This is a genomic window from Paenibacillus foliorum, from assembly GCF_013141765.1.
Classification (GTDB): Bacteria; Bacillota; Bacilli; order Paenibacillales; family NBRC-103111; genus Paenibacillus_S; species Paenibacillus_S foliorum.
Window position 1 is genome coordinate 1 of sequence record NZ_WHOD01000020.1, and the last position, 25445, is coordinate 25445.

Consider the following 25445-nt stretch of genomic DNA (forward strand, 5'->3'; position numbering starts at 1 on the left):
ACAAAGCCCAGAGCAAGGCAAAGACAATGGACAGAGCCAAGACAACGGAAAAGGAAAAGGGATGGAATAAATGTAATGTTTGTTCCAGAAACGCTTCGTCTCCTCAGGAGATGGAGCGTTTTTGGCTAAGAAGCATCCAATCCACAGCATCACGCGGTGGTGATTTAAGGATTTACTTAGCCGCGGCGCAATGGTAACGATAACAGGCTGAACCTAGAACCTAGCTATTCCATTGTGTTTTCAGGGGAGGATTTGACATATTCCAATAATAGCGGCAAGCAAGAGGAGGCAGCTTACAACGGAAGCACCGATAAGAAAGGCAATTTACCTACTCTTATCGGTGCTTTCGTCGTAAGAGACTGTGATATTCAGCGCTGGGATGTCGTTGTATTCGGACTAACCAATCTTTTTAGCCGCCGCTGTTCCTTGAGTAATGAAGCCATCTGCTCTTGAATAATTCCCGATTGCTCCGAGGCATAAGCGGGATGTGCGAGGTTGCGGGTTTCGAGTGGATCATCGGTCAAATTATACAGCTCATATTCATCGGGGACAGGCTGGGTTTTAACGGATGTGACGCAATTCGCAGCATATAGTGAGGATTGTATTCCTGCCGGAGGCACCCCCATTGTTTGGACGGTGACATCTTTTTTTCCCGGATGGGTCCAGAATTGATCGTTATCAAAATAACGGGAGTACTTCCACAGTTCTTTCGTGGTATTCCCTTGTATGCTGGAGATAACGGTTTCAATGTGATTTGGCTGTACAACGGAGGGGTAGGGCTCTCCCAAAGGATTGATCTGGTGCTGGCCTCGCGTAACATCATCGTCAATCATAAAATAAATCGGTTCTTCAACGGGATCGTATTTGTTCGGCCCTAAGAGGTAAGGGGAAAGGTCGCGTCCAACCAAGGGATAAACTTCACTGAATTTACTTTGTAAGCGGCTTTGAATGTCTGCTACATCGGCATTGGCGAGTCCTAGCATGGTGGGTAGCAAATCGACGTGGCTTGTAAGTGTGTTAAAATGATTTCGTTCCGGGAAAAGCTTCTTATTATGAATGAGAAAAGGAACATGCAGCATTTCCTCGTAAGCGCAGTACCATTTTTGGTGAAGATGGCCATGAGCGCCGAGCAGATCCCCATGATCCGATGTGAAAATAACAATTGTATTATCATAGAAGGAAGAGCGGGTAAGGGCTTCGAAAACCTTAAGCATTTGCTGGTCGGCATTTTTTTGCAGCTGATAGTAAAGCTTGCGGTAATGCTGCTGGTCGATGATGGGCTGCAATGCTCTGGGATATATGTGCTGATAGCTTGCTTGACAACGGGGCTTGGTATCTAAGGGTTCATTTATTGTAGGTGGGGGAGCGACCTGAAGCATAGGCTCCACATCAAAATTAAACATAGGAAGATGCGCGGTGAGCGCCCCATATAAAACAATATCATGCGGGTTCACGTCTACAACGAGCCACGGCTTCGCATCGTTGTTGATGGCTTTCTCCTGATCGAGGGCTTCGATGAGTCCAACCGCTTCTGAGGCGTAGACGACATCTCTGCCGCTTACCCCGAAAGCAGCGGAAGAAGCGGAGTTTCGCGGATTTTTTCCATGGGGCTCTGGACCAATCCAGCTGGAAAACCCGAAGCTGTCCAGCGGATCGGCGTTCAGGTACAGATCTTCTTGTTTTCTGTCAGGTACACCGGTTTGGGGATGATAGCTAAGGACGCTTTGATGCGTACCGGGAATAATAATGTCCTCATACGATATATGCCATTTCCCTATATAGTACGTTTGGTACCCGGCTTCGCGAAAATAATTCCCCATTGTAGGCACCGTACTTCTGCCTAGCCAGAACATATCGGAGTCGAAGGCTCCCTTGGCGATTCCATTCGTCTGGCTGACGCCATGGAGCGATGGGTAATGGCCCGTGAACATCGTGGCTCGACTTGGACAGCAGGCGGCACTGCCAATATAATGCCTGTGGAATTCGATGCTCGAGGATCTCAAAAGCTCCTGCGTCACGAGATTTTGTCGGCGCCATTCTTTGATTTCCTTGTTTTCATACATAGGAGGGTATCGCTCTTCATCTACCAAAATTACAAGAAAATTAGGTTTTTCACGTTGGTGCGAAAGAGGTCCGTTAGTAATCATGGTATACACATCCCAGCTTAGTGAATATTTACCCCTAGATTATGTAGCAGCTCATTAAAAGAGAAGTCTTTCAGGAAATGATACAAAAATCGCGAATTATTTCAACCAATATTTTACACCCATTATCCCACGGTTCGACGCAAGCTGATTGCTTTAGTTCGAGTCGAGGCAGCGGCTGAGGATTTAGCACAGGAAGTATTCCTGCGGTTGTAAAAAACCCGCTCATTGAGCGGGTTTTTGCCGTTTTTCCGTATCCACCTCAATAGTTTTTCCGTCCGAATGAAGTAAAATGTTACCATGCAGTCCTGTTGAATAAACCTTTACTCCTTTTTTCTCAAGCCGTTCCTTCAAGTTCGGGCTTTGAAAATTGTTTTGGCTCATGATGACGATCTGCGGTGACACGGCTTGCAGAAACGCTTCCGACGAGGATGTCGTTTCGCTGCCGTGATGGGGAATGTCCATCATATCGGATTTCAGCTTTTCCTTCCATTTAGAGGAAGTCAGCTCGGTTTCACGATGCTTGTAAATGTCGGCCGTAAACAGAAACGTACGGTCGCCGTAGGTCATTCGGAGCACCATCGAATAATCGTTGATTTCTTGGGCTGAGAATGTTTTCACGGAATCGGGCAGTTCCCCCTTAGGCGGACTGAGCACTTCAAACCGGACATCATTACCTAGTTGAAACACGTCGCCTTCCTCTAGCGTTTTCTTTGGTACCTGCTTCGCATCAAGCGGAGCAATGGCATTGTTATAAGCGGATGATTTTGTGTACGGCAAGTTAACCATGTAAAATGTATTTATTTGCTTTTCCTTAGCAACGGTGGCAAAGCCGCCGATATGGTCGATATGCGGATGCGTGTTTAATGCAATGTCCAAAGTATCGATCCCGAGCTTATTCAAATAGTCTACCACCTGCTGCCCGACCTCCGGCAAGCCTGCATCAACCAGCATCGTTTTACCGTCAGGCGTTGTAATGAGGAAGCTGTCTCCGGTCAAGTCCTTCCCTGCCAAGTGAAAGTAGCGAATGGTCAGCTGGCCCTTGTACGCCTGCTTGTCAAACAGCTGCTCCGTCTGTACGACTGCCGCTTTCGGTGGTACCGGGTCAGGCCCTCCTACGGCAGGCTTCGTTTGCAACGGCTTTTCCGAACATGCTGCGAGCATGAGCAGCAGAGAAAGGGCAGCGGTGATGCGCCATCCTTTTGCAGCGACGGCGGCCCAATGTTTGATGTACATCCTGTCGTCATCCCCCTTTCTGTGCATAAATAATAAGAAAGCTTCTTATCGAAGCCCTTTCGACGAAGATACATTCGTGCCTTATTGGATGCTTTTCTTGCAATATCAGAATTATTCAGCTTAGCTGAAAACTAATAAATTTTGATATTAAGACAGGAGGGCAGAACTTGCCTGCATCCTCCTGTAAATTCGTTGCATAACCCAGCTTATTTGCTGTTTTTATAACGTTCGTAGGCTTTCTTATAACCTTTCATGTACTCATCTACGCCCAATTTCTTTACATCTGCCGTGTATTTGTCCCAATCGGACATAGGTTGGGCGCCTGTAATGAATTTAGCTTCCATCTCGCCGATATAAGTATGGATATCTGTGCCGACTGTAGATCTGAACTCGGTTTCTTCTTCCGTAAAGTTGAAGTTGTTCCAAAGCTCCTTCAGTTTGAACGGCTCCGCTTTTTTGCCGACTGCCATAGACTCAGGTAGCGATTCCGATCCTTTGAAATATTTCTCCTGCACATAGCCGGGATAGCTGCCGCCCAACCAAGTAATATGTTTAGCTAATGCCTGATCCATGGTCAAGCCGTTCGGGTTCTTCATAATATCATCCACGAATTCGAGCTTACCGTCTGCTGCCTTGCGGTACGTTTGACCTTCGAGACCCATGAAATAGAATGTAGCTCCTTCGTCACCGTAGAAATGGTCAATCCAGCGGATAGTCGCTTCAATATTTTTATTTTTATTAGTAATGACAAACGCTCCGGGCCATACAACAGGCACTTTTACTTGCGTAAAGAGCTGTTCACCGGTAGGCCCTTTCAGAGCACCCAGACCAATGTAGCCCGGCTGATTCATTTGGGTCATTGGATTCGGGTTAATGGTGGAGCCAAAAACACCCTTCTGCCCTTTGGCATACAAAGCACTCGTTTTAACCGTGAAAATTTCTTTATCAATCAGGCCTTCTGTATAAAGCTTGCGCACGTATTCGATAACTTCTTTATATTTGGCATCAGTTCGGAAGAAACGAAGCTCGTTCGTTTTCGGATCAACATCGACGAATTTATGTCCCAAGCCACGGTTGCCGAAGCCCCATGCGCCCCTGATTTGTTCGATCAATGGATTGATGCCCTCGCCGGCATAAGGAATTTCATCCGCCTGACCGTTTCCATTCAAGTCGTTTGCCTTGACCGCCTTCAAATATTGGTAGAACTCCTCGGTCGTTACCGGCTCCTTCATATTAAGCTTATTCAGCCATTCTTGCTTGACCCACAACGGAGATCCGATCAGCATTGGCAAGAAGTCAGGGCTATAGAAGGACGGAAACGAGTAGATGTTGCCATCCGGCATCATCAGTCCTTTTTTCAAGTCAGGATATTTGTCCATCAGCTTCTTAAAGTTAGGGGCGTACTTATCGATGTAATCGTTCAGCTTGACGAAGGTTCCTTGCGCACCGTATTTCATCAAATCGGAAGCAGGCACACGGGCGGAATAGAACGCGTCGGGATAATCGCCCCCCGCTAAAGCAAGATTACGCTTTTCTGTCAAATTGTCGAATGGTACCAGTTGAAATTTAACATTGACATTCGATTGCTTCGCATATTCCTTCCATACTGTCGTTTCCTCAAAATTGTTGCCGTTGGTTGCCGCTTTCCCTGTGAAGAAAGTAAGCGTAACGGGCTCTTTGACGATAGGCATGCCCGACCTATTCAAGTTGGAGACTTCTTCCTTTTTACCTTCAGAGCTTTTTGGATCATTTGCAGAATTACTGCTGCAAGCCGCCAAAAGGCTTCCGGCCATCGCGACGACTAATGTCGCGGATGCTAAACGTTTACTTTTCATAGATGAATATCCTCCCTTAGTGTAGTTCCATTGTATCTATTGGCTAGAAGGGTGTCACCCCTTGGTTAGCTAAGTCCAGTCACCCTTTGACTGCTCCAATCATGACGCCTTTGGTGAAATATTTTTGCAAAAAAGGATACAGCATCAAAATCGGCAAATTGGCTACTATAACGACGGCGTACTTAATCGCCTCGCCCTCCATGACGATTTTGGCCTGGGTGTCGTCCCCGACGCCAAGCATTTCCTGCATCTGTCCTTGAATTAGTATTTCGCGTAAAAACAGCTGCAGCGGATATTTATCACGGTCCGTTAAATAAATGAGGGCGCTGAAATAAGCGTTCCAATGACCGACGCTGTAGAACAAAATCATGACGGCAATAATAGGCATCGATAGAGGAAGGACGATCCGCATAAGCGTACTCATATTGGAGCAACCGTCAATCGATGCGGCTTCCTGCATTTCATACGGAATGCCGTTTTGGAAAAAAGTACGCATGATCAATATGTTGTAAACCGACACAGCTCCCGGAATAATGAGCGCCCACATTGAGTTTAACATCCCTAAATTTTTCACCAGCAAGTAGGTCGGGATCATCCCGCCACTGAAAAACATCGTAAATACCATCATCGCTGCTATCACATTGCGTCCGTAGAAGTCTTTGCGTGAAAGCGGATATGCCGCTGCAACGGACATAACCAAATTGATGGCTGTACCTACTACCGTATACATAATCGTGTTCAGATACCCGCTCAAAATCTCATTGTTCTGAAATATTCTCAGGTAGCCGACCCAAGTGATGTCTTTCGGCCAAAGCCATACTTCTCCGCGCATGACTGCTTCCGGGCTGCTAAAGGAGGCGACCAGGATAAAGAGCAGCGGGTACAATACGATGACGCACACAAGAGCTAACACCGTGTGAACGAGTGCGTCAAATATCTTTTCACTTGTGCTTTGCAAATTCATTTTTTCATCTCCTAAGGAATTTCGTTAAGGAAAGCTTGCCTCGTAAATATCACCATAAACTGGTGCCGTTGACTTTGCGGGCTATGCGATTCACAAGCACCAGCAGGATGAAGTTAACGACAGAATTGAACAGTCCGACGGCAGCGGAATAACTATACTGTCCGTCAATAATGCCTTTATGGTAGACGTGGGTTGAGATGATGTCAGAAGCGGCCATATTCAGCGAATTCTGCATCAGGAACACCTTCTCGAAGCCCACACTAAGCAAGGAGCCCATATTTAGGATGAGCAGGATGGTGATTGTCGGCATTATGCCTGGCAAATTGATATGCCAAACGCGCTGCCAGCGGCTCGCTCCATCCACTCTCGCGGCTTCGTGAAGCTGCGGATCAATTCCTGTCAAGGCTGCGAGATAAATAATCGAGCTCCAGCCCATCTGCTGCCATACGCCCGATAGGACGTAAATGCTTTTGAACCATGCCGGCTCGGTCATAAATGAAACGGGTTCTCCTCCAAGCCAAACGATAACGTTATTCAACAGCCCCGTTTGCGGAGACAGGAAAATGAAGATGATCCCCACCATTACGACGGTTGATAGGAAATGCGGCGCGTACGTGATCGTTTGTATAAACCGGCTGAACTTTTTGGAGCGCACCTCATTAATAAGAAGAGCGAGAATGATCGGCACGGGAAATCCGACAAGCAGCTGATACAGCCCAATACCAAGAGTATTTTTGAGCAGCCGCCAAAAGTAGAAGCTTTTGAAAAAACGCTCAAAGTGATTGAACCCTACCCAAGGGCTGTCCCAGATGCCTTTTGTAGCGATGAAATTTTTGAAAGCGATTTGCACGCCGTACATGGGAACGTACTCGAAAATAATAAAGAACGCTATTACCGGCAAAATGAGTACATATAAGTCCCAATTTTTCCTGATTTGTTTCAACACTGCAGGACGCTTCGGTATAACTTCAGCCTTCACTCCTGCAATTGCCGACATTGAAGATTGCTGCTTCGACAATTCCCCACCTGCTTTCGTTCTGTTCTTTTCGGATCGTAGCAGAGGACGGCGGCAAATGAAATTTACACTTTTTATGTTCCCTTCCAACTCATTGTCATGCTAAAAAAAAGATAACTTTCTAAAAAAAGGTTTAGTGTCCCCCGGAAGTACTTTAAGGTACAATGAGAAAACCTAAATAATGAAGCTAAACCTTCCAAAGGAGCATGTTGCGCTTGAAATGGGCTGCCTTAAACCGACATACATTAGTCTTTAAAATATTTTTCAGCTTTCTTGCCATTATTTTGCTGTTTTCCGTATTTAATCTACTGTCCGTTCATTTGTTCAACAAATTCGTGCAGCACGAAATCATCCAATACAACCGCTTAATGCTAAAGAACACAGCCGAACGGTATCAGACCCATTTTGAACGGATTCGAACCCTGATGTTTGATATCTATACAAATGAAAAGGTGGTTTACTTCAATCGTCAGATGCTGAAGAAGGACGAAAACCAGATCGAGTTTTATAAAGCATCCGATGTTCTAAAGGATCTTCGTTCACAGGCGTACAATCCGATGTTTTACCTCAATAATCTGCTAATCTATTTCGATTCCCGCTCGCTTATTATTGAAAAAGAAGGAACGGTTGAAGCAGAGATGCTATTTACCCATTTTTACGCGAGTGATAGCTACCCGCTGGCCTTCTGGAAGGAGCAGTTTCACCGATCTGACAATTATGTGCTGCATTCGGAAAACCGATTTAAAGTATCTACTCTGAATAATTCAAAGGATGTTCAGCTTATCCCGTACTCCTTCCGGATGACCGGGGCCAATTATCAGGTGATTGCGTTATTGGACGCCAATTTGTTGAAGGAAGCGTTCTACGGCACATCGGACAACAGGCAATTTATGATCCTGCACGAAGACGGGACGCTGCTGTACCGTTCAGGAGATTTGTCAGCAAGTGACATCGTCGCTTTCGATAAAGACATAGGCTACAGCTTGTCCGGCGATTATTACTTTTTCTTTGAAAAGGATGCTGATGCCGCGCTCACGTATGTGACGGCTGTACCGTATTCGAATATAGCTTCCAAGGTACGGAACGCCAATTGGACGCTGCTCCTGATCTTTGCGGTATCTATTGTGATTGGCATACTGGCCTCGTTATACTTGAGCAGAAAAATCAATCGGCCGATCAAACAAATGGTTACCTCTATTTTGCGTCGGGATCCGGCCAAACTTGAAAGCGCTATCCATGAATTCGACCTGATTCACCAAAACATCCGCGACTTGATGCAGGAGAAGGAGGTCATTCATCAGGATTTGCTCGACAAGCGGTCGCTTCTGACCAGCTTTGCCTATATCAATAAGTTGAAGGCAATCACATCTAGCATTAACGAGTGGAAGGATATTGCGGAATTGGACGATCCGTTCTTCATTGTGCTGTTTCAGCTCCATTTCAAAACGAAGCAGGTGGCGGACAGGGGGATGGAAACGGACCGGATGGCGTATTACATTCAGGAATACATCAATCTGGTCATGTCTGAATGCATGCCTTCCTCGCAAACGTTTCAAATCGAGAACAACCAAATACTGTCACTGATTCGAGACAACGATGCGCAGGAGGAATTAGACAGCGCGTTGATGAAGCTGAAAACGATATTGGACCGAGATAAAGCTCTCTTCCTGGTGACTATTGCCATTAGTCCTGTGTATGAACATTCGGCTAGCTTTAACACTGCATACCGTGAGGTCCTGAAAATGGCTCAACGGGCCAGACCGGCGGATGAAAACCAAATCATTTGGGAGCTCCGGAATGTGCCAGCCCAGGTCGTGCTTACCGTACAGCAAGAGCAGGAATTGTATGCGAATCTGCAAGCAGGCAACCATCTCTTCTGCATTTCATTCATGGAGCGTATGCTGGATCAATTTGATAAAAAAGAGGCAGGTATTCAACAATTGCGACAGCTGGCAGTAGGGATTATTGCGAGGGTTGTCAAAATTTTGGAGCCTTACGGAGCTGACGCGGACGGTTCCATGCAACAGCTGCACTCGGAGCTTATGCAGGAATGCTGCACGCTCAGCCAGTTCAAACAATTTTATAACCAGCTGTTTCATACCAGTGCAGCAATCATCCAGTCCAGAAAGGACGGACAGGACTCCGTAATCTCATTTGTCATGGACTACGTGGAGAACCGGTTCGCAGATGATTTATCGCTCGATTTGCTTGCTGATAAATTGAATATGTCCGTGGCCTACTTGTCCGTTTACATTAAAGAAAAGACAGGAGTCAACTTCAGCGAGCATATTAACGCCGTCCGAATCCGCAAGGCGAAGGAGCTGTTAGCCTTGAACGAGCTGAGTGTGCAGGATATCAGCTCCCTGATCGGCTACCGCAACGTGACCTCCTTTATCCGGATGTTCAAGAAAATGACTGGCATGCCGCCGGGAGAGTTTCGACGAAATCAATTATTCGAGCAAGAAAAAGCCTGATACCGCCGAAACTCCCCTGGAGTTTCCCCTGTCAGCTTCTTAAACATTCGAATGAACGATGTAACGTTCCGGTAGCCGATCTGCTGACCGATCATCCGAACACTGAGCTCTGAGTCGGTAAGCAGCTCTCTCGCCTTCCGGATGCGTATCCGGTTCATATGCTCAATATAATTCGCTCCGGTTTTCTCCTTGATATAAACGGACAAGTAGGCGCTCGACAGATGGAGCTGATCAGCGATTTGATCCAATGACAGCTCCTCGGAATAACGGGTTTCCATAGTTTTCAAGACGAACCCAATCACATCGTCCTTGATTTCCTTCTTAGCGCGGATTTGGGCTACACAGAAACGGATGAAATCCTCGCAGCAGCTTCTAAATTGTTGAGCCGTATAGCAAATAGTAAACCGCTTCAGGGCTATTTCGGCTTCCATTAGAAAGGAGGCTTCCACTCCGCTATGCTCCATAGCTTTCACCATACGTGAACCGAAACTGAATGCAAGCTGCCGGAACTGAGCGAGCGTTGCTTGCTTCTTTTCCATGCAATCGAGCATGCTTTGAATAGCGTGCAGGCTGCCTTTATCGTTTCCGGCTACAATATGGGCCAACAAATTTTGCTCTTGGTCCGCAGGAAAGGCAAACATGGAAGAGACGCTGTCGTCGTGCTTCGTGATGATCTGCGTCTCGTCCAACAGACAAGCTTGGAGCAGCATTGCGGACACCTGCTCGTAAGCTTGATGGAGCTTGGAGGAGTGGTCAAACAGCGGGCTTACCACCAGGTGAACCAGACAGGTTTGCCGGTCTCTGTCCAATGTGTGCTTTAACTGCTCCAGCGCATCTTTTACCGCTTCAGGACCATCCTGCCGGAAAACAACAGAGATGATTTGATTATTCTCGATTTGAAAGGTATAGGCACGGTGCCCGTGCTCGGACAGCACAATTTCTGCGTATTCCCTAATCCAGCGTTTAATCCCGTCGTCAATAGCGACTAAGCTCCTATTATTCAATTGATACAGGATAAGGAAAAAAGGACCCTCGGACTGAAGAAAATCCTGCCATTCGGAAATACCGGTATGCAAAGATTTTAATCTTGCGATATAGCTGTAATTGGTTAGCAATGACTTGCTGTTCCTCAGCTCGTAATGAACCTGTGACCGTTCCTCGATCAGCTTGCCAATGTGATTGCTAATCGTATCAAATTCTTCAATGGCTGTTTCCATTCGAGGATGATGTTCATAAGGCAGCTTCAGCGAAGCGATGATGCGCTTAACCGGGGAGTGCAAGCGTCTGCTGAGCCCGTAGGAAACAGCAAGCGCAACGGCTATCGATAATAGCAGTATAACGGTTTGTGTCACCTGAAGCTTGGATATTTGATTCGCAATATTCGAGTAAGGAACAGCCATTGTGTAACGAAGCCCGTTCTGCGGATCTACATGCTGAAAGAAGTATTGGTTTTGATAAAGCTTCCATGATTCCCCTTGGGTAAAGGCAGGAAATTCCCCGATAGAACTGGCGGAAAGCGAGTTGTACAACGTTTCTCCCTGATCGGTTTGGATCAAAAAAGGGACGTTCCCCAGAAAAGCTTGATCCATCTTATCCGCATCCAGCATAGCAATTAGCTCATAATTGCTTCCCTGGAGCTTCAATGAAAACGGAATGATCCTTTTCATATCCAGTACAGCATGTTCTTTGGGGTAGTTTTGTACCGGGTGGAGCCGGTAATTGTTGACTGATTCGAATTGGGCATCCCAATAAGATGCTGTATATGGCGGATTAAAATAAACGACGCCATCCAATCCCATCTTGCTGCTGCTGCCCTCTTTGTCGACCATAAACAGATCGGAACGGTATAGTACCAACAAATTTTCCATGTAAAAAAACGGGTTATTTGCGGTTTCCTTCAGCTTTCGGACAATATCAACGACAAATAAATAATTAATAGACTCCCGATTGGAAGGTACAAGCTGTTTATTGAATTTGATAATGGATTGATCATAATAGGTTTGGAATAGTACTGCTTTAAGCCGCTCGAAATGAGCATTGTAGCGCTCGGCTCCTTTATCCAGCAGGAGTTGGTTGGACCGGATAATTTCCTCACGGAGGTTTTGCTGGAAAAATGAAAACAGCATCACATTAAAGGTAGAGAGCAATCCTATGATCACTAGAAAGCTCAGAAAGATTCGTAAGAGGAGCGACTTGCGCTTTAGTTTCATGCGACTCACTGTGATTCCTCCCTCGGCAGCTAAAGTCCAGATGTCGCTCCCTACTATGCTACCAGTTCATGAAAGCGGCAATCAACCCATTTACAATACCTTTAAAATTCGATAGTTAAACGGAAGGGTCGGCGTGGCTCTGTCTAGCGGCGGTATTATCGTTCAGAAATACGGGGATATTTTTCAGATGTCGTCATGAGAGAGATTAATGAGCATCTGTATGAGGGTAAATTTATTTTCAATACGTCAGTCGGCACTCAGGTCCGAACGTTCTGCAGCAATCCTTCCGGCCTGTCTCAACACGCACCCCTACATCCACTTGATTGTTGAACTGAGATCAGGGGCTTATATTGCGGAGGCGATGGTGCGGGAATCACGAGAGGTCTGGCACAAGCAGGCGCTGCTGGAGTATGGATAGCTAGAAATATCATGAATAGCAAGGCGTAATGGCTGTGGTGGCTGAGATGAAAGGTCAGTGGCGAACGCTTTAGCTGGAATTATGACCTACCATTAACTGGATGTTTTCCTGCTAATCTATTCATTTATTAAATGAATCCAGAGAAAAGAGGAACCTACATGCTTTGTAGGTTCCTCTATTTATTAAATACGCGGGACTAACCGATCCATGCCATTCATGTAGGGCCGCAGAGCAAGAGGGATGCGTATAGCTCCGTCTTCCTCTTGATGGTTCTCAAGCAAAGGAATCAATATGCGAGGTGAAGCAACGGCTGTATTATTGAGCGTATAGCAATAGTTCAGGCTGCCTTGATCGTCGCGGTACCGAATGTTGGAGCGGCGCGCCTGAAAGTCAAGGATATTGGACGACGAATGAGTCTCGCCATACGCTTGGCGGCTGGGCATCCAGCTTTCGAGGTCATACTGCTTGTAAGTCTTTTGGGACATGTCGCCGGTGCAGACGGCCATCACACGGTATGGCAGCTCCAGCAGCTGCAAGAGCTCCTCCGCATTTTGCGTCAGCTCCTGAAGCATCCGCTCCGACTCCTCCAGGCTAGCCCGGCATAATATAACCTGTTCTACTTTAGCGAATTGATGTACCCGATACAGGCCATGTACATCCCTTCCAGCAGAGCCGACTTCGTTGCGGAAGCACTGGGAAACGGCTGCAAGCTTGAGTGGCTGTGATACATCTACAATTTCATTGCTATAATAGGAAACAATAGGCACCTCCGATGTACCCACAAGCCACTTGTCTTCGTCAGAAATGCGGTAAGTTTGTTCTTCACCTGCCGGGAAAAAACCAGTATTCATCATCGCGGCTGTACGGACTAATAGAGGAACCTCGAGCAGAGTGAAGCCTTTATTTATAAGCAAATCGACAGCAAGCTGCTGTACGGCGCGATGAAGCTGTACGCCTGCCCCTTTAAGATAGTAGTTGCGTGAACCGGCTGTTTTCACCCCACGCGGGAGGTCGATGATCTGATGAAGCTCCCCAAGCGCAATATGATCTAAGGCTTCGAAGCCAAAAGCAGCAGGCTCCCCTACCCGACGTATTTCCACATTATCCTCATCAGAGCGCCCGTCAGGGGTATCGGATGAAGTAATATTGGGGACCAGAAGTAATAATTTGTGGAGCTCAGCCTCTAATTCGGATAGCCCATCCTCCAGCACAGTCAGCTTCCTGTTGACTTCTCTTACTTTCGCTTTGCTTGTATCAGCATCGTCGCGTTTTCCGTGTTTAATGAGCTCATTTGTTTCACGGGTTAGTCGGTTTCGGGCTTGCCGGAGCAGCTCAATTTCTTGCAGCTGTGAGCGTCTCCGATCATCGGATGCAAGCAAATCCTTGATGGAAAGCGAAATTCCCTTCTGTTCTGCCGCCCTTTGTACCTCTTCCTTGTGTTCACGAATCCATTTGATGTCTAACATGCCACCACGCTCCTTTTTAGTAAAAAAGACAAAAAGCGCCCTCATCCGTTTGGGACGAGGAGCGCTTCGGCTCGCGGTGCCACCCAACTTGACCAAACAACAAGGTTGTCTGATCCACTTTGGTTCCGCGATAACGGGCGGGTCCGGTTAACTTAGGGAGATTAACAGTCTCCTTGACGAGAACGCCTCCGAGTTGGATGCTCTTCATAGGCAGGTTGTCATTTTTCTTTTAAGTAGTATACCTCAGGTATGTTCAAAAATTCAATGACTTATTCAGGGTCTTCTGTCCAATTTGGGAATTTTCGGAAACTTTTTTGCGTTCCCCATGTCTAATATTTCGTGTATATATCTTAGTTTAAGAGGCGGGTGATTCGTTTGAACAGTTTATTTGTTATTGTCATTGCACTAACAATGGGATGGGGTGCTGTGCTTCCGTCAGATATACCCTCTTCAACTAATTCCAAAAAAGAAGTGCAAGTATCGCAGCCGTCCTTGGAGCTTCTGAACATTCAGGAGCAAATCCCTAAGCTGACTGAGGTGTACCTTCGTTTATCCGTAGAGCTTATGAATAGCTACATACAGGATGGAGCTGTTCATATGCAGATAAGAAAGCTGAACAAGCACCGAGAATCACTGACCGAGGGAGAGAAACTAACGCTTCAACAAGCCGTTTTTGATGCTGTTGACCGTTCTTTTCCTCTGCACATTGAATCTTTTGCAATCTCTGAACATCCGGATATTGAGGGCGTTATTAGTATGATTCGCAAGCAGGAACGCCGAATTCTAGTAGTGAACCAGGAAAAGTTCAAGGACAACGAAGGGGGCATGGCGGGGGTGTATTGGGTTTCTTTCGCGAATGACGCTGAATTGTACCAAAAGAATGGCAGGCAGCCCCTTAAATTTGAGGACTTGAAGGATGGACAGAGGATTGATGGATGGAGCACAGGGTCAAGAACAAAGGTAAGATCTAATGATGAGCCGGAAGCAAGAGTGCTGGAGTTTGCCGTCTGGGACTCGCCGTCAGCGGATCAAGCTGTGGAAGTAACCGATATTTTACACCATGATTTGAATCACATTATTCAGATCAGTATCACGTTTGGAGGAGGCAAACAGGTCATTATTAAGGATGCGGACATTATTGCTGAAATTGTGAAAAGGCTGAAGGCAATGAAGCTTGTTAAGTCCTATGATCAGCAGTTAAGGGCTGGTTACCTGTACTTCATGGACTTGTATGATGGAGAACAAACGGCCCGTTACGGAAGCGAATTACAGATGGATCGTATAAGATACGATTCGAACATAGATACAGACAGCTTGAACGAGTGGATTATTGAGATGGTCAGGCGCATAAATCCGGACATCCTTCCAGGATATCCAGTTCGGAAGGAATAGCTAATGGTATGTGCAGCCAGGGGGGCCGACAGCCGCATGAATGCGTGTATATCGGTGATGATCTTGGTACGGATATTCTGCCATGTGCACAAATAAATATGAAGGGCATTTGGTTAAACCGCCGGGAAGAAGCAAGCTCGCTAGCTCCAGATATAACCGTGATAACGAGCCTAAGTCAGCTCCAAGAGGTTTTGAAGTTATTGTGAAACGAGAGCCATTAATTTTTCGCCGCGCTGCAGATAAATATTCAGGTGATCTGTGAGTTGAGCGTGCGCCTCCGGATTCGTAATTAATGTTCTAGCCTTTCCGGTGAATCCCCAGTTCAAGCAGCCTGTTAACCATAATAATGACCGCAAGCGGTCCCAACTCTCTGATGTAAGAAAATCCTCTGCTTCATATCCTTCCAACAAGCATTGTGCAAGTTTGGGCGATACATTATGTGATCCGAGTCCATCTGTGCGTGAGTACCATTTAATTAACCAGGCTAAGCCTTCAATCCGATCCGTGTAGCCTATGTGCTCAAAATCAATAATACCCGTTATAGTTTCTTGTTCATCCCATAAAATATTAAGCGGATTAAGATCGGACTGCATAACAAATTCCAAATTAGTTGTATAGGCGATTTGAATATGTTCCTCTACCTGGTTCAAATAGTTGCTAAGAATGGACTCATTTTGTTCGGATAGGTTAGATGTGGCAGCGGCTTCTTTAAGCATGTGCAGGTATTTCTTACTGCCTTCAAGGTGTGACTGCTTCGGAAGCTTGGATTGATAAGTCGAAGAAACAGTATGAAGTTTTCGGGCCAATTGTCCGAATTGATAGGCTACCGTCTCGGTGCAGTGGGTAATGTGGCGTCCATCCATCCATTCAAACAAAAAGAAGCGATATTCCGTTTCGTTCCAAATAAGCTGAATGTAATTGCTGCCGGATGCTGTAGCTTTTCTGCGCATGAAAGGAATATTGTTTTGATGCAAGAAATCAATAAACCTCATTTGTTCTGCAAGTACGGGTTCCGTTAGTTTTACAAATACATCATGCTGATAACGATTGTCGCTGATAAATCTTGCAGAGAAGCAACCTCCGTCGATGTTGATTTTAAAATGGCGGTCTCCATGATAATTTTGCGGCAATTCCATTTCAAGGATAAGTGTTTTCGGATCAAGGCCGTAGGCTTTAATAGCGGTTGCTAACATTTCAAGCTGGTCATTCATAGGTGTCACTCCTCGTATAGAATATACCGTCGATATAGATAGCTCGAATCCCTAATCAACTAACGGTTTACCCGTCGATATGAATGCGGTATCATTAACAATAGTGGGTAATTATACCATTAAAATGGAGAAATCGCGAATGACTGAACTGATTACTGAGAAGGGAAAATGCTTCGACATGTAGAATGTTAATGTAGTTAAGAATACATTTATAAGGGAAGAAGGCGATGATGATCAAGACTGTCACCGTTCAAGATTTAGTGAATCGGTTCTCACTGGAAGTGCTGGCCGGCAAGTCGGAGCTGCACCGGGTGATAACCAAGCCTAAGACTCATCGTCCGGGTCTTGAGTTTGTCGGGTATTTTGACTTTTTTCCGCAGGCGCATGTGCAAGTTCTGGGGAGAAAAGAAATCACTTATCTGCATAAGCATAGTGAGGAAGAGCGAAATCTAAGTATCGGCAATATTGTGAAATATCACCCTCCTTGCTTTGTTGTTACAAGAAGTCAAGAGGGTCTTAAATATTTGAAAAAGTACTGTGAAGAAGAGGGAATACCTCTGTTAAGGACTTCCGAGCCGACGTCGAAGTTTTCGGACCTGATGGATAATTACTTGGCTAAAGCGTTGGCATCGGAGATAACGATCCATGGCGTATGTGTTAACGTGTCCGGCATCGGAATTATTCTTCGCGGCAAATCGGGCGTCGGAAAGAGCGAGACTGCGCATACTTTGATCCGCCGCGGGCATCGGCTTGTAGCTGACGACATCGTGGTGCTGAAAAAAACGAGTCCCGAAACGATTATTGGCTCGCACAACGGTAAAAGCAAAGAGTTTCTGGCTCTCCGCAGTATTGGACTTATTAATGTGTCCCGGCTTTACGGAAGAAGAGCGTTTCAAGATGAAACCCGCATCGTTCTAGATATCGAGCTGACCAAATGGCAGGAGAACGATCTGAATAATGATTTGGAGCTGGAGCCGAAGTTTACCGATTATTTAGACGTTCGCATCCCGCATATTGAAATCCAGCTTCAACCCGGAAGAGATGTGGCAGGACTTGTAGAAGCGGCTGCGAATAACTGGTATTTAAAACAGCAGGGCTACAGCGCAGTTGAGGATTTTATGAAAAGATTGGAAAGTGATAATTAAGTTTAGGATGAAGCTTTTTTATAGGGAAGCATACTTATGATGAAGAAGCAGCTCGAAATTTATAATTATCATGTATGGGCAACGAAAGCAGATCTTTGAGCATTTAAAGCAGCTAATACATGTAGGTAGGCCGCTGCGGAAGAAAGCTGGATATCAGCGAAGAACCGCGTAAAACTTCGGGATAGTAAGATAATGAAGCGTGTCGTATAAACCTCGTGCTGTATCCGCTTTCTAAGGCCCTTTCTCTTGTTCGACAGAATCATCTCGGAGGAGTAATATCTGTAGATGAGTATATGTTGGGGATGTAAGGAGACGAGGCGGTTCATGGTACGGTCATATATACTCCTGCTTTTTTGTGTTTGCTGTTGGGGGAGCAATTTTGTATTCGGTTCTATATTGGTTAATGAATTTCCGCCTATTCTGCTTTCAGCGATGCGGCTGTCAGCAACCTCCTTATTTTTGATTGGGTACGGATGGTATTTTAAAAAGATGGGGCAATTGACACGCAGAGATTTCCTGCTGCTCGTACCGCTTGGTTTTGTGGGAACGCTGATAAATCAAGCTTCTTTTTTTACAGGGTTGGAAACCATCGATGCAACCACGGCGTCGCTCGTTCTATCACTCGCACCGATTACCGTTGCCGTGCTGGCTGCGGTGTTTCTGAAGGAAACCATTACGAGAAAGATGGTCATTGGATCGCTTATAGCGATGGTCGGTATTTTCTTTGTGGTTGGTAAATCTGGGGGGATCAAGCCCTCAATAGGAATGCTCTACATTTTATTGGCTATGGTTTCCTTCGCAATCTCAATTATTATCATGCGCAAGCTGACAGAACGGATCGATCCATTGACGGCTACCGTATATTCCACAGTAATTGGCTCGAGTATGGTTATACCGGTTGCTTTAATTAAGGAGCCTATAACTCACGTGAGCTCACATCCTTGGGCTTGGGTGCTGCTATTTGTAACGGCCATTCTAATGCAGGGGTTATGCGGCTTGATTTGGAATGTTCAGCTAAAACGAATTGGAGCGGGGAAAGCATCGGTTTTTCTAAACCTGCAGCCCTTTGTGGCCATGGTTGTCGGCTTCCTGCTCCTTGGCACACCAGTGACTATGGTTCAAATAGTCGGTTCTCTGCTGATTGTGGGAGGAGTCGTGCTGGCGACAGGATTTAAAAAGGAGAAGTCAGAGGCAAGCAGCGGCAAACCAGTGACTGCATCCGGTATGATACAAAAGCTGCCGAAGGTTAACGGATAAATGGAGGGAGACACTGCGTACGTTATACGCGGTGTCTTATTTGCATATAAACTGTACCTTCGGGTCATCGTCAAAACAATTTAAATATTAAAATTACATTTCGTCTAAAAATAGTGAGGAGTGATGTTATGCCAACCGGAGCTATTGAAGAACATTCTTTTAAACTGAATGCAGGAAAGCTGCCTACCGAGAAGGGGGAGGAGTTGTACATACGGGGGGAAGTTAGAGTACTAGAAGAGCAGGCCGATAATTTGTTATCGCTGAAACCGGTACTTATCATAAGTCATGGTTTTAAAGGGTTTAAAGATTGGGGATTTTTCCCCTATGCGGCTTCACAATTTGCACTGCAAGGCTTCTATGTTGTAACGTTTAATTTCTCATGCAACGGGGTTAATGAGACTGATTTCGACGAGCTGGATAAATTCTCATTCAACACGTATTCCCGTGAACAGGCCGACTTGAGCCTGCTGCTTCAGGCTTTATTGGCTAAGCAGCTGCCGGAATCGGAGCGAGCGGACTTACAGCGTGTGTATTTGCTTGGGCACAGCCGTGGAGGAGGGAATAGCATTCTCTTTGCGAGCGAGCATTCTGAGGTTAAGGCAGTTATTACCTGGAACGGTAATGGGAATGCAGATTTATTCGACGAAGCCTTCAAGGCTACTATTGCCGAGCATGGTATTGCTTATGTAGCTAATGCGAGAACCAAACAGCAGATGCCGATCCGTCGTGACTTTTATGAGGATTTGGCGGAGCATCCGTCGCGCTATCATATTCCGGGAAGGCTGTCAGCCTTGGGGATCCCTGTTTTGCAGCTTCAGGGAAATAAGGATTCCGAGAGGCTTCAGGCTGGATTCCAAACGCTGCGGCAAGCTGCTCCTCAGCATCGTTCTGTAACGATTACAGGGGGAACGCACACGTTCGGCGCTGTGCATCCTTTTGCTGGAACGACGGAACAATTGGAGGAAGCTATTCGACTTACGGTGGATTTCTTGAAAGACATCCCCCATACTGCCGATTAGACAATGGAGACCGTTCTGCTCGCACGTTTGTGCTGAAGTAGAGCGGCCTTTTTTTCATGAGCAACTCAATCAAAGTGGCAATAAATGTAAAATATAGGTGATTAAGAGCTTCGGTTATATGTTATAATGCTATGAGATTGGGGGATACTTGTGTCTCAATAAGGGTAGATTTGTCTAAAAAAGGAGTGGAATAAATGAGTCGGCCTATACTTTCAATTCCAAAAACAAACATAGAGGTATTGCATGAGGTTATTTCGATTGCTGTAATCCTAACTTCAATAATCTATTTATGTTTAGAGTGGTCGAAGCTTCCGGCCCAAGTACCCATTCATTTTAATGTCTCTGGTGAAGTGAATGGCTGGGGTGGTAAAGGAACTTTATTCTTGCTGCCCATTCTTTCTATTGTCGTATATATTGGACTCACGATTCTAAGTAGATATCCCCATTCTTTTAATTATCTTAGTGAGATTACTGAAGAGAACGCGCAAAGACAGTATACCAACGCGCGACTGCTAGTAAGCTGGTTGAAGGTCGAAATAATTTCACTGTTCGGTTTCCTATCATGGAAATTAACAGATATAGCAGAGAAAAAGGTAAATGATGCTGGGATCTTCCTATACGTTCTGCTGGGGATTATAGTTTTTACTACTATTTTTTATATCTATCGCACCATAAAATTAAAATAAAGGCTTGGCGTGATAGCCATATGTGCAATTCTTAGTCAGCTCGCCTCGCCTAATTACGATTTAACCCCACTCCTGCCCACTCGAAATTCGCATTCGCTGCGCACATAATAAACCCCATTTATTTTAACGCTGATTGGCGTAATTCGCTCAATGATTGCGCCATCCTCTACTCTAACAGGGATATCATCAGCAGTTCGCTCCCAGACGGATACTTCTAGCTGGAACAGCGCTGCAGCGAATAGCTCTGTATCGGAGTGAAGAGCCCTGGATTCAGACATTAAGACTCACCTCATCCACAATATTCTACGTAATAGATAGGATTCCTTCAGTGAAGGGTGCTACATGATGGGGCAGAATCATTTATCCACATGGATATCCACACTATCAACATAGCACCATCCGTTATTGTGTACATCTTTGGAAATATTACTAACATATCCACAGTCAGGGTTATCCACAGCCTGTTTTGTTGAGAGCATGTTGAGCGAATATCATTATGGCACAAGTGAACTAGGATTGTAAATTTATTGTCCTTAAGAAGGCAGGCATCTTAGGTTCAATGCCGTCTACATACGGTCTGGAGCGGGTAAGCCAAGGACGTGCAGAGCATCGCCCAGTGTTTCTTTGAATATTGAGGTCAACCACACGCGAAATTTCTTCCTCTCATCATCCGCTTTAAGAATCGGGCACACCGCATAAAAGTTATTAAACAGTGTTGCCAAATCGAAGGCATAGCTGCATATCAAATTAGGCGTCAGCTCGCGGCTGGCGGCAGTTAATGTATCCAGCCAATTGGCAATATGTCTTAGCAGAGCATATTCTGCTTTCTCCATCTCAGGGAAATCCTCGGGCACGGCCGGTACGATATGCAGTTCTTGCCCCGCTTTGTTGATAAGACTGACGGCCCGCGCATACGAGTACATCAAATATACGCCTGAATTACCCGAAATTTCAGTAGCCTGCTGCAGATCGAATACAACCTCGGTGTGCAGGTTAAAACGAAGCAAGTAGTACCGGATCGCCGCTGCTGCAATGGTTCTGCTGGAGATGCCGGTTTTATCCGAACGCTTGTCTTCCACAACTCCTTCCATTAAATCAAGCAGATTCGAAATTTTGATGCCGATTCCTTGTCTGCCGGACATGGCGTAGGATGCTTTCTTATCCGTTGTATCGATGCCTAGCTCAGCGGCCGAACCTGGACTTAGGGAAACAACCCCATAGCTGACATGGCGCAGCTGGGCCGCTTGCTCGGAGAAGCCGAGCGCCTCCAATGCTTGCTTCACCATCATCTGCGGGTATTCTTGCCTGTGGTCAATTACGTTGATTACGATATCCGCGTTACCGAAAGCTTCCCTAGAACCTGCTGCATGTGTTGTCCACAGGCCTTCAGCAAACTTTGTATAGGAGAAGTCCTTCTTCAGAAGTCCGAATTTCCATAGGTGGTAAGCAATATCCTTGGCCGTGTAGGTCAAAATGCCGTTAGAACGGACTAGGACTTTATCCGCGCTATGTTCGGACTCCTCACTACCCTCCGTCGAAGACGGTTGTTTCAACACCCAGCAGCCCGCCAATTTTCCTTCCGTTTCTTGATAAAATAATGAGGTTTGCTGCAAAAGCTCAAACGCAGCGGACCAGAAGCCTTCCCTAACAATGTTGCTTTCCCACACTAACAAATCATAGTCGATTCCGAATGGCTGCATTTCCTCAATATGCTCACGGACAATTCGTTCCGCTACCAGCATGCCGATCCATGCTAAATTGTTATTGCCTTCCTCCAAGTTGTGAAGCACATGCGAGCGCTGCTCCGTTAGCTTCGAGTTCACTTGGTATTCCTTATTAATTGCAGAGTAAATATCCCAGCAGAAATCTCCGAAACGCACATGCTCCTTTTGCAACGGCGTATGGAGCATACCGACAACCGTATCCGCAAGCTGATTGCCCAGATCATCGATGTAGTTATGGACCTCGACCTGATAGCCGACTCTTTGCAGCAGCCTGACCATGGTATCGCCAATACAGGAGTTTCTTAAATGCCCGATATGCGCTGATTTGTTCGGATTAATAGATGTATGTTCAATGACTACCTTATGTCCTGCGGTAGCTTCTGCTGCGGCAAGAGGGTGGTGTGCCCACTGCCGCCAATTTATAAACAGGTTAATAAATCCGGGTGGGACTATCTCAATTTTGTATACCCTGTTTTCAATGAAACCGTCTTGCTCCAGTTTAACTTGTATGAGCTTAGCTATGTGCATCGGCGGCTTACGCAGTATCTTCGCTAGCTGCATCGCTATGTTGGTAGAATAGTCGCCATGCTCCATATGGGACGGTTGTTCGATGATAACTTTGATGGGTGAAGCCTGGGGAAGGCCGAGCTCATCCAACAGGCCGGTTACTGCTGCTTCAACATGAACAGTTAACAGCTGACTTAACATAATATCCCTCCTAAATGATGGTCATTTTAACGCAAAAAAGCCCTCATCTCTAATAAGAGACGAAGGCTATAGCATTCGCGGTACCACTCTTGTTGTTAAACCGGGGTTTAACCACTCCAAAGATAACGGTCTTAGCCGGACCTTCCTACTTACCGTTCAGAAGATCATCTCATGGGTCCGTTTCATTAATGACTCCGTACCGGCTCTCACTATCTCGGCTCGCTTGAACTATTGTCAATAATTACTGTCCCAATCATCGAAAGGTTATGAATTTTTGGTGTTCGAAAAAAAAGCTTTTTATCAGTATACCCGCATTTTAGAAAAAAGCAACAGTGATTTTTCCTAAATTATACAGGTGAATGTAGCAGGGGGAAGAGAGAGTATTCGCAGATACAACTTTTATCAATAAAGAAAGCAATCGGCTAAAATATTATGAGAGCAGTATTGTGATATATGCTGAATTTTCTTTAAGAAAAACGGGGGACCCAGTAAAAATGGGGTGAATCCTATTGCATGTGCAAGGGAAGGGCAAGCTTCTCACAGCCCTAATCCGACAGCTAACCCCGTAAGCGAAAAGTGAGAAGGAGAGCGGAACACGAGACTCGAGCCTTGTGTTTTTTTGTTTTTTTCGGACATATTAAAGATGAAGTTTTTTTTAAACCAATTATTTCTAGCCGGGGGCGCAAGGATGACATCAGATTCTTTTAAAAGAGTGATATTCGGCAGGCCACTCAAATCCAATGAGTTGGAGCATGAAAAGATGCCGGTTTGGAAGGCTCTCCCGATTCTATCGTCGGACGCTTTATCGTCTGTAGCTTACGGAACAGAGCAAATCCTGATCGCTCTCGCAGCTGTAGGAGCTGTGGCGGCCTTTGCTTTTTCGCTGCCTATAGCCATTGCCATCATACTGCTAATTACGATTCTGGTAATCAGCTACAGACAGGTTATCGATGCCTATCCGCAAGGCGGCGGAGCGTATATGGTTTCCAAAGAAAACTTGGGTATGTCCTTCGGAAGATTGACAGGCGTTTCATTATTGATTGATTACACCTTGACGGTAGCGGTTTCTATCTCAGCGGGCGTCCAGGCCATTACATCCGCTTTTCCCGTTGCGATTCCTTATATTGTACCGATTGCCTTGTTCCTGGTTTGGCTTATGGTTTGGTTAAACCTGAGGGGAACTTCGGAATCGGGGACCATATTTGCTTTCCCGACCTATTTCTTTATTCTCTGCGTGTTGGTATTAATCGGGAAAGGAATGTTTGATATGCTGACCGGAGCTGGCCATACAGCCCCAATTCATGTGATTCCCCCCGCCATCCCATCGGGGTTAACGCTGTTTGTTTTGTTAAAAGCCTTTTCTTCCGGCTGTTCTGCCGTTACCGGGATTGAGGCCATTTCGGATGCAGTGCCTCATTTTAAGTCCCCGTCCAAGGAGAATGCCAAAAGGACGCTGCTTTCATTGGGCATTTTGCTCGCAATCATATTCGGTGGTGTTACGGTTCTAACGATGGCCTATGGCATCACGCCGGACTCAAAGGGACACACCTCCGTGCTATCCATGGTTACAGAGAGCGCCTTTGGTCGAGGCACCATGTATTATGCAACTCAGATTGCAACAATGATGATTTTGACGCTGGCGGCTAATACCAGTTTTAACGGATTTCCGATTTTGGCATCGATTATGGCTCAGGATAAAAATTTCCCGCGAATGTTTGCTAACCGGGGAGATCGCTTGTCTTTTCACTTCGGGATCGTCACTTTGGGCGTTTTGGCCAGCATTCTGCTTATTGCCTTTCGGGGTAAAACCGATGCTTTGATTCCTTTATATGCAATCGGTGTCTTCTTGTCCTTTACTCTGGCTCAGAGCGGTTTAGTGCGTAAGTGGCTGAAGGAAAAGCAAAAGGGCTGGCGGGGCCGGTTGATTGTTAACGGAGTGGGTGCCATCCTTTCGTTTGCAGTTCTTATTATCTTTTGTGTGGCCAAATTCATGGAAGGCGCTTGGATTGTTATTGTCCTGACCCCACTCCTCTTATGGTTTATTACCAAAATATACAATCACTACGAGGATGTTGCGGACCAGCTTCGAATCAACTTGGAGGAGCCATTGCCCCACAAAGAATCGATTATCATTATCCCGATTGCGGGGATTCATCGAGTGGTTGCGTCCACAATTTCCTATGCCAAGACACTGTCACCCAACGTAGTGGCATTCTATATATCTTTTTCCGATGAAGATGAGGAGAAAATGGAGAAAAAATGGGAGCAATGGAATCCTGGGGTTCGGTTGGTCGTTTTCCGCTCCAGATACCGAACTATCGTCAAGCCATTGGTTGAATTTATTGAACGGATTGATACGCATGTCAAAGAGAAGCAGACGGTTATGGTTCTTCTTCCCCAATTTGTGGCCAGAAAATGGTGGCAGCGTCTGCTTCATAATCAGTCCGCTTATCGTATCCGATCTAGACTGTTAAGGGAGAAGGACGTTGTAGTAGCAACAGTTCCTTTCCATTTATGTGAAAAATGAAGAAGAGAGAGCCT

20 protein-coding genes, 1 pseudogene, 1 riboswitch and 1 other annotated feature are annotated in these 25445 nt (G+C 45.9%); of the genes and pseudogenes, 10 read left to right on the forward strand and 11 right to left on the reverse strand.

What is annotated here, in order from left to right; genetic code table 11:
• The coding region (locus tag GC093_RS35450; RefSeq protein ID WP_216624516.1) for a hypothetical protein at window positions 1-197 on the forward strand (197 nt) is incomplete at its 5' end.
• Window positions 198-368: 171 nt separating this feature from the next.
• On the opposite strand, the gene GC093_RS05445 is transcribed toward GC093_RS35450, so the two are convergent.
• The gene (locus GC093_RS05445; RefSeq protein WP_171650859.1) at window positions 369-2147 is read right to left on the reverse strand and encodes a sulfatase family protein; all 1779 of its coding nucleotides are present in this window, start codon (window positions 2145-2147) and stop codon (window positions 369-371) included.
• A gap of 108 nt (window positions 2148-2255) precedes the next feature.
• On the opposite strand from GC093_RS05445, the pseudogene GC093_RS05450 reads away from it, so the two are divergent.
• A pseudogene (locus tag GC093_RS05450) lies at window positions 2256-2357 on the forward strand (sigma factor); the annotation flags it as partial.
• Between the two features lie 12 nt (window positions 2358-2369).
• Here the strand turns inward: GC093_RS05450 and GC093_RS05455 are convergent.
• The 4 genes from GC093_RS05455 to GC093_RS05470 form a co-directional block, all read right to left on the reverse strand.
• Window positions 2370-3380 (reverse strand): ComEC/Rec2 family competence protein, encoded by a 1011-nt coding sequence (locus GC093_RS05455; RefSeq protein WP_171650860.1) that lies wholly within the window; start codon window positions 3378-3380, stop codon window positions 2370-2372.
• A 206-nt stretch (window positions 3381-3586) separates the two neighbouring features.
• Window positions 3587-5215, reverse strand: coding sequence for an extracellular solute-binding protein (locus GC093_RS05460; RefSeq protein WP_171650861.1), 1629 nt, complete (start codon window positions 5213-5215; stop codon window positions 3587-3589).
• A 79-nt stretch (window positions 5216-5294) separates the two neighbouring features.
• Window positions 5295-6179 carry a carbohydrate ABC transporter permease gene (locus GC093_RS05465; RefSeq protein ID WP_171650862.1) on the reverse strand — a complete coding sequence of 295 codons (885 nt, stop codon included), beginning with the start codon at window positions 6177-6179 and terminating at the stop codon, window positions 5295-5297.
• A gap of 49 nt (window positions 6180-6228) precedes the next feature.
• Window positions 6229-7176 (reverse strand): ABC transporter permease, encoded by a 948-nt coding sequence (locus GC093_RS05470; protein WP_171650917.1) that lies wholly within the window; start codon window positions 7174-7176, stop codon window positions 6229-6231.
• Window positions 7177-7400: 224 nt separating this feature from the next.
• Here GC093_RS05470 and GC093_RS05475 point away from each other — a divergent pair, with 224 nt between their 5' ends.
• Window positions 7401-9668, forward strand: a complete 2268-nt coding sequence (locus GC093_RS05475) for a helix-turn-helix domain-containing protein (protein ID WP_171650863.1) — start codon at window positions 7401-7403, stop codon at window positions 9666-9668.
• Here GC093_RS05475 and GC093_RS05480 read toward each other — a convergent pair.
• The 3 genes from GC093_RS05480 to GC093_RS05490 all read right to left on the reverse strand — a co-directional run bounded on the left by GC093_RS05480 (window position 9641) and on the right by GC093_RS05490 (window position 13970).
• Window positions 9641-11878, reverse strand: coding sequence for a helix-turn-helix transcriptional regulator (locus GC093_RS05480; RefSeq protein ID WP_246313622.1), 2238 nt, complete (start codon window positions 11876-11878; stop codon window positions 9641-9643). The two genes, GC093_RS05475 and GC093_RS05480, sit on opposite strands and share 28 nt — an antisense overlap.
• Before the next feature lie 600 nt (window positions 11879-12478).
• On the reverse strand, window positions 12479-13762 hold the full coding sequence (serS, locus tag GC093_RS05485; protein WP_171650865.1) for a serine--tRNA ligase: 1284 nt from the start codon (window positions 13760-13762) through the stop codon (window positions 12479-12481).
• 16 nt (window positions 13763-13778) lie between these two features.
• Entirely contained in the window at window positions 13779-13970 is a 192-nt protein-coding gene (locus tag GC093_RS05490; RefSeq protein WP_171650866.1) for a hypothetical protein, read from the reverse strand.
• Between the two features lie 167 nt (window positions 13971-14137).
• On the opposite strand from GC093_RS05490, the gene GC093_RS05495 reads away from it, so the two are divergent.
• Complete coding sequence (locus GC093_RS05495) at window positions 14138-15154, forward strand: hypothetical protein (RefSeq protein WP_171650867.1); 1017 nt, start codon at window positions 14138-14140, stop codon at window positions 15152-15154.
• 8 nt (window positions 15155-15162) lie between these two features.
• Complete coding sequence (locus GC093_RS05500; protein WP_171650868.1) at window positions 15163-15360, forward strand: HAD family hydrolase; 198 nt, start codon at window positions 15163-15165, stop codon at window positions 15358-15360.
• On the opposite strand, the gene GC093_RS05505 is transcribed toward GC093_RS05500, so the two are convergent.
• Window positions 15352-16365, reverse strand: a complete 1014-nt coding sequence (locus tag GC093_RS05505; protein ID WP_171650869.1) for a phosphotransferase enzyme family protein — start codon at window positions 16363-16365, stop codon at window positions 15352-15354. The two genes, GC093_RS05500 and GC093_RS05505, sit on opposite strands and share 9 nt — an antisense overlap.
• A 233-nt stretch (window positions 16366-16598) precedes the next feature.
• Between GC093_RS05505 and hprK the strand changes: the two genes are divergently transcribed.
• The 4 genes from hprK (at window position 16599) to GC093_RS05525 (ending at window position 20472) form a co-directional block, all read left to right on the forward strand.
• Window positions 16599-17510 carry an HPr(Ser) kinase/phosphatase gene (hprK, locus tag GC093_RS05510; protein WP_171650918.1) on the forward strand — a complete coding sequence of 304 codons (912 nt, stop codon included), beginning with the start codon at window positions 16599-16601 and terminating at the stop codon, window positions 17508-17510.
• Between the two features lie 324 nt (window positions 17511-17834).
• On the forward strand, window positions 17835-18767 hold the full coding sequence (locus GC093_RS05515; RefSeq protein ID WP_171650870.1) for a DMT family transporter: 933 nt from the start codon (window positions 17835-17837) through the stop codon (window positions 18765-18767).
• A gap of 128 nt (window positions 18768-18895) precedes the next feature.
• Window positions 18896-19786 (forward strand): alpha/beta hydrolase family protein, encoded by an 891-nt coding sequence (locus GC093_RS05520; RefSeq protein WP_171650871.1) that lies wholly within the window; start codon window positions 18896-18898, stop codon window positions 19784-19786.
• A 194-nt stretch (window positions 19787-19980) separates the two neighbouring features.
• On the forward strand, window positions 19981-20472 hold the full coding sequence (locus GC093_RS05525; protein ID WP_171650872.1) for a DUF1648 domain-containing protein: 492 nt from the start codon (window positions 19981-19983) through the stop codon (window positions 20470-20472).
• Window positions 20473-20525: 53 nt separating this feature from the next.
• Here GC093_RS05525 and GC093_RS05530 read toward each other — a convergent pair whose 3' ends face one another.
• Window positions 20526-20750 carry a hypothetical protein gene (locus GC093_RS05530; RefSeq protein ID WP_171650873.1) on the reverse strand — a complete coding sequence of 75 codons (225 nt, stop codon included), beginning with the start codon at window positions 20748-20750 and terminating at the stop codon, window positions 20526-20528.
• Window positions 20751-21038: 288 nt separating this feature from the next.
• Window positions 21039-22904 (reverse strand): arginine--tRNA ligase, encoded by a 1866-nt coding sequence (locus GC093_RS05535; protein WP_171650874.1) that lies wholly within the window; start codon window positions 22902-22904, stop codon window positions 21039-21041.
• Between the two features lie 52 nt (window positions 22905-22956).
• Window positions 22957-23170: a binding site (T-box leader), on the reverse strand.
• A gap of 178 nt (window positions 23171-23348) precedes the next feature.
• A riboswitch (cyclic di-AMP (ydaO/yuaA leader) is annotated at window positions 23349-23490 on the forward strand.
• A 102-nt stretch (window positions 23491-23592) separates the two neighbouring features.
• Between GC093_RS05535 and kimA the strand changes: the two genes are divergently transcribed.
• Entirely contained in the window at window positions 23593-25431 is a 1839-nt protein-coding gene (gene kimA / locus GC093_RS05540) for a potassium transporter KimA (RefSeq protein WP_171650875.1), read from the forward strand.
• Window positions 25432-25445 lie beyond the last annotated feature (14 nt).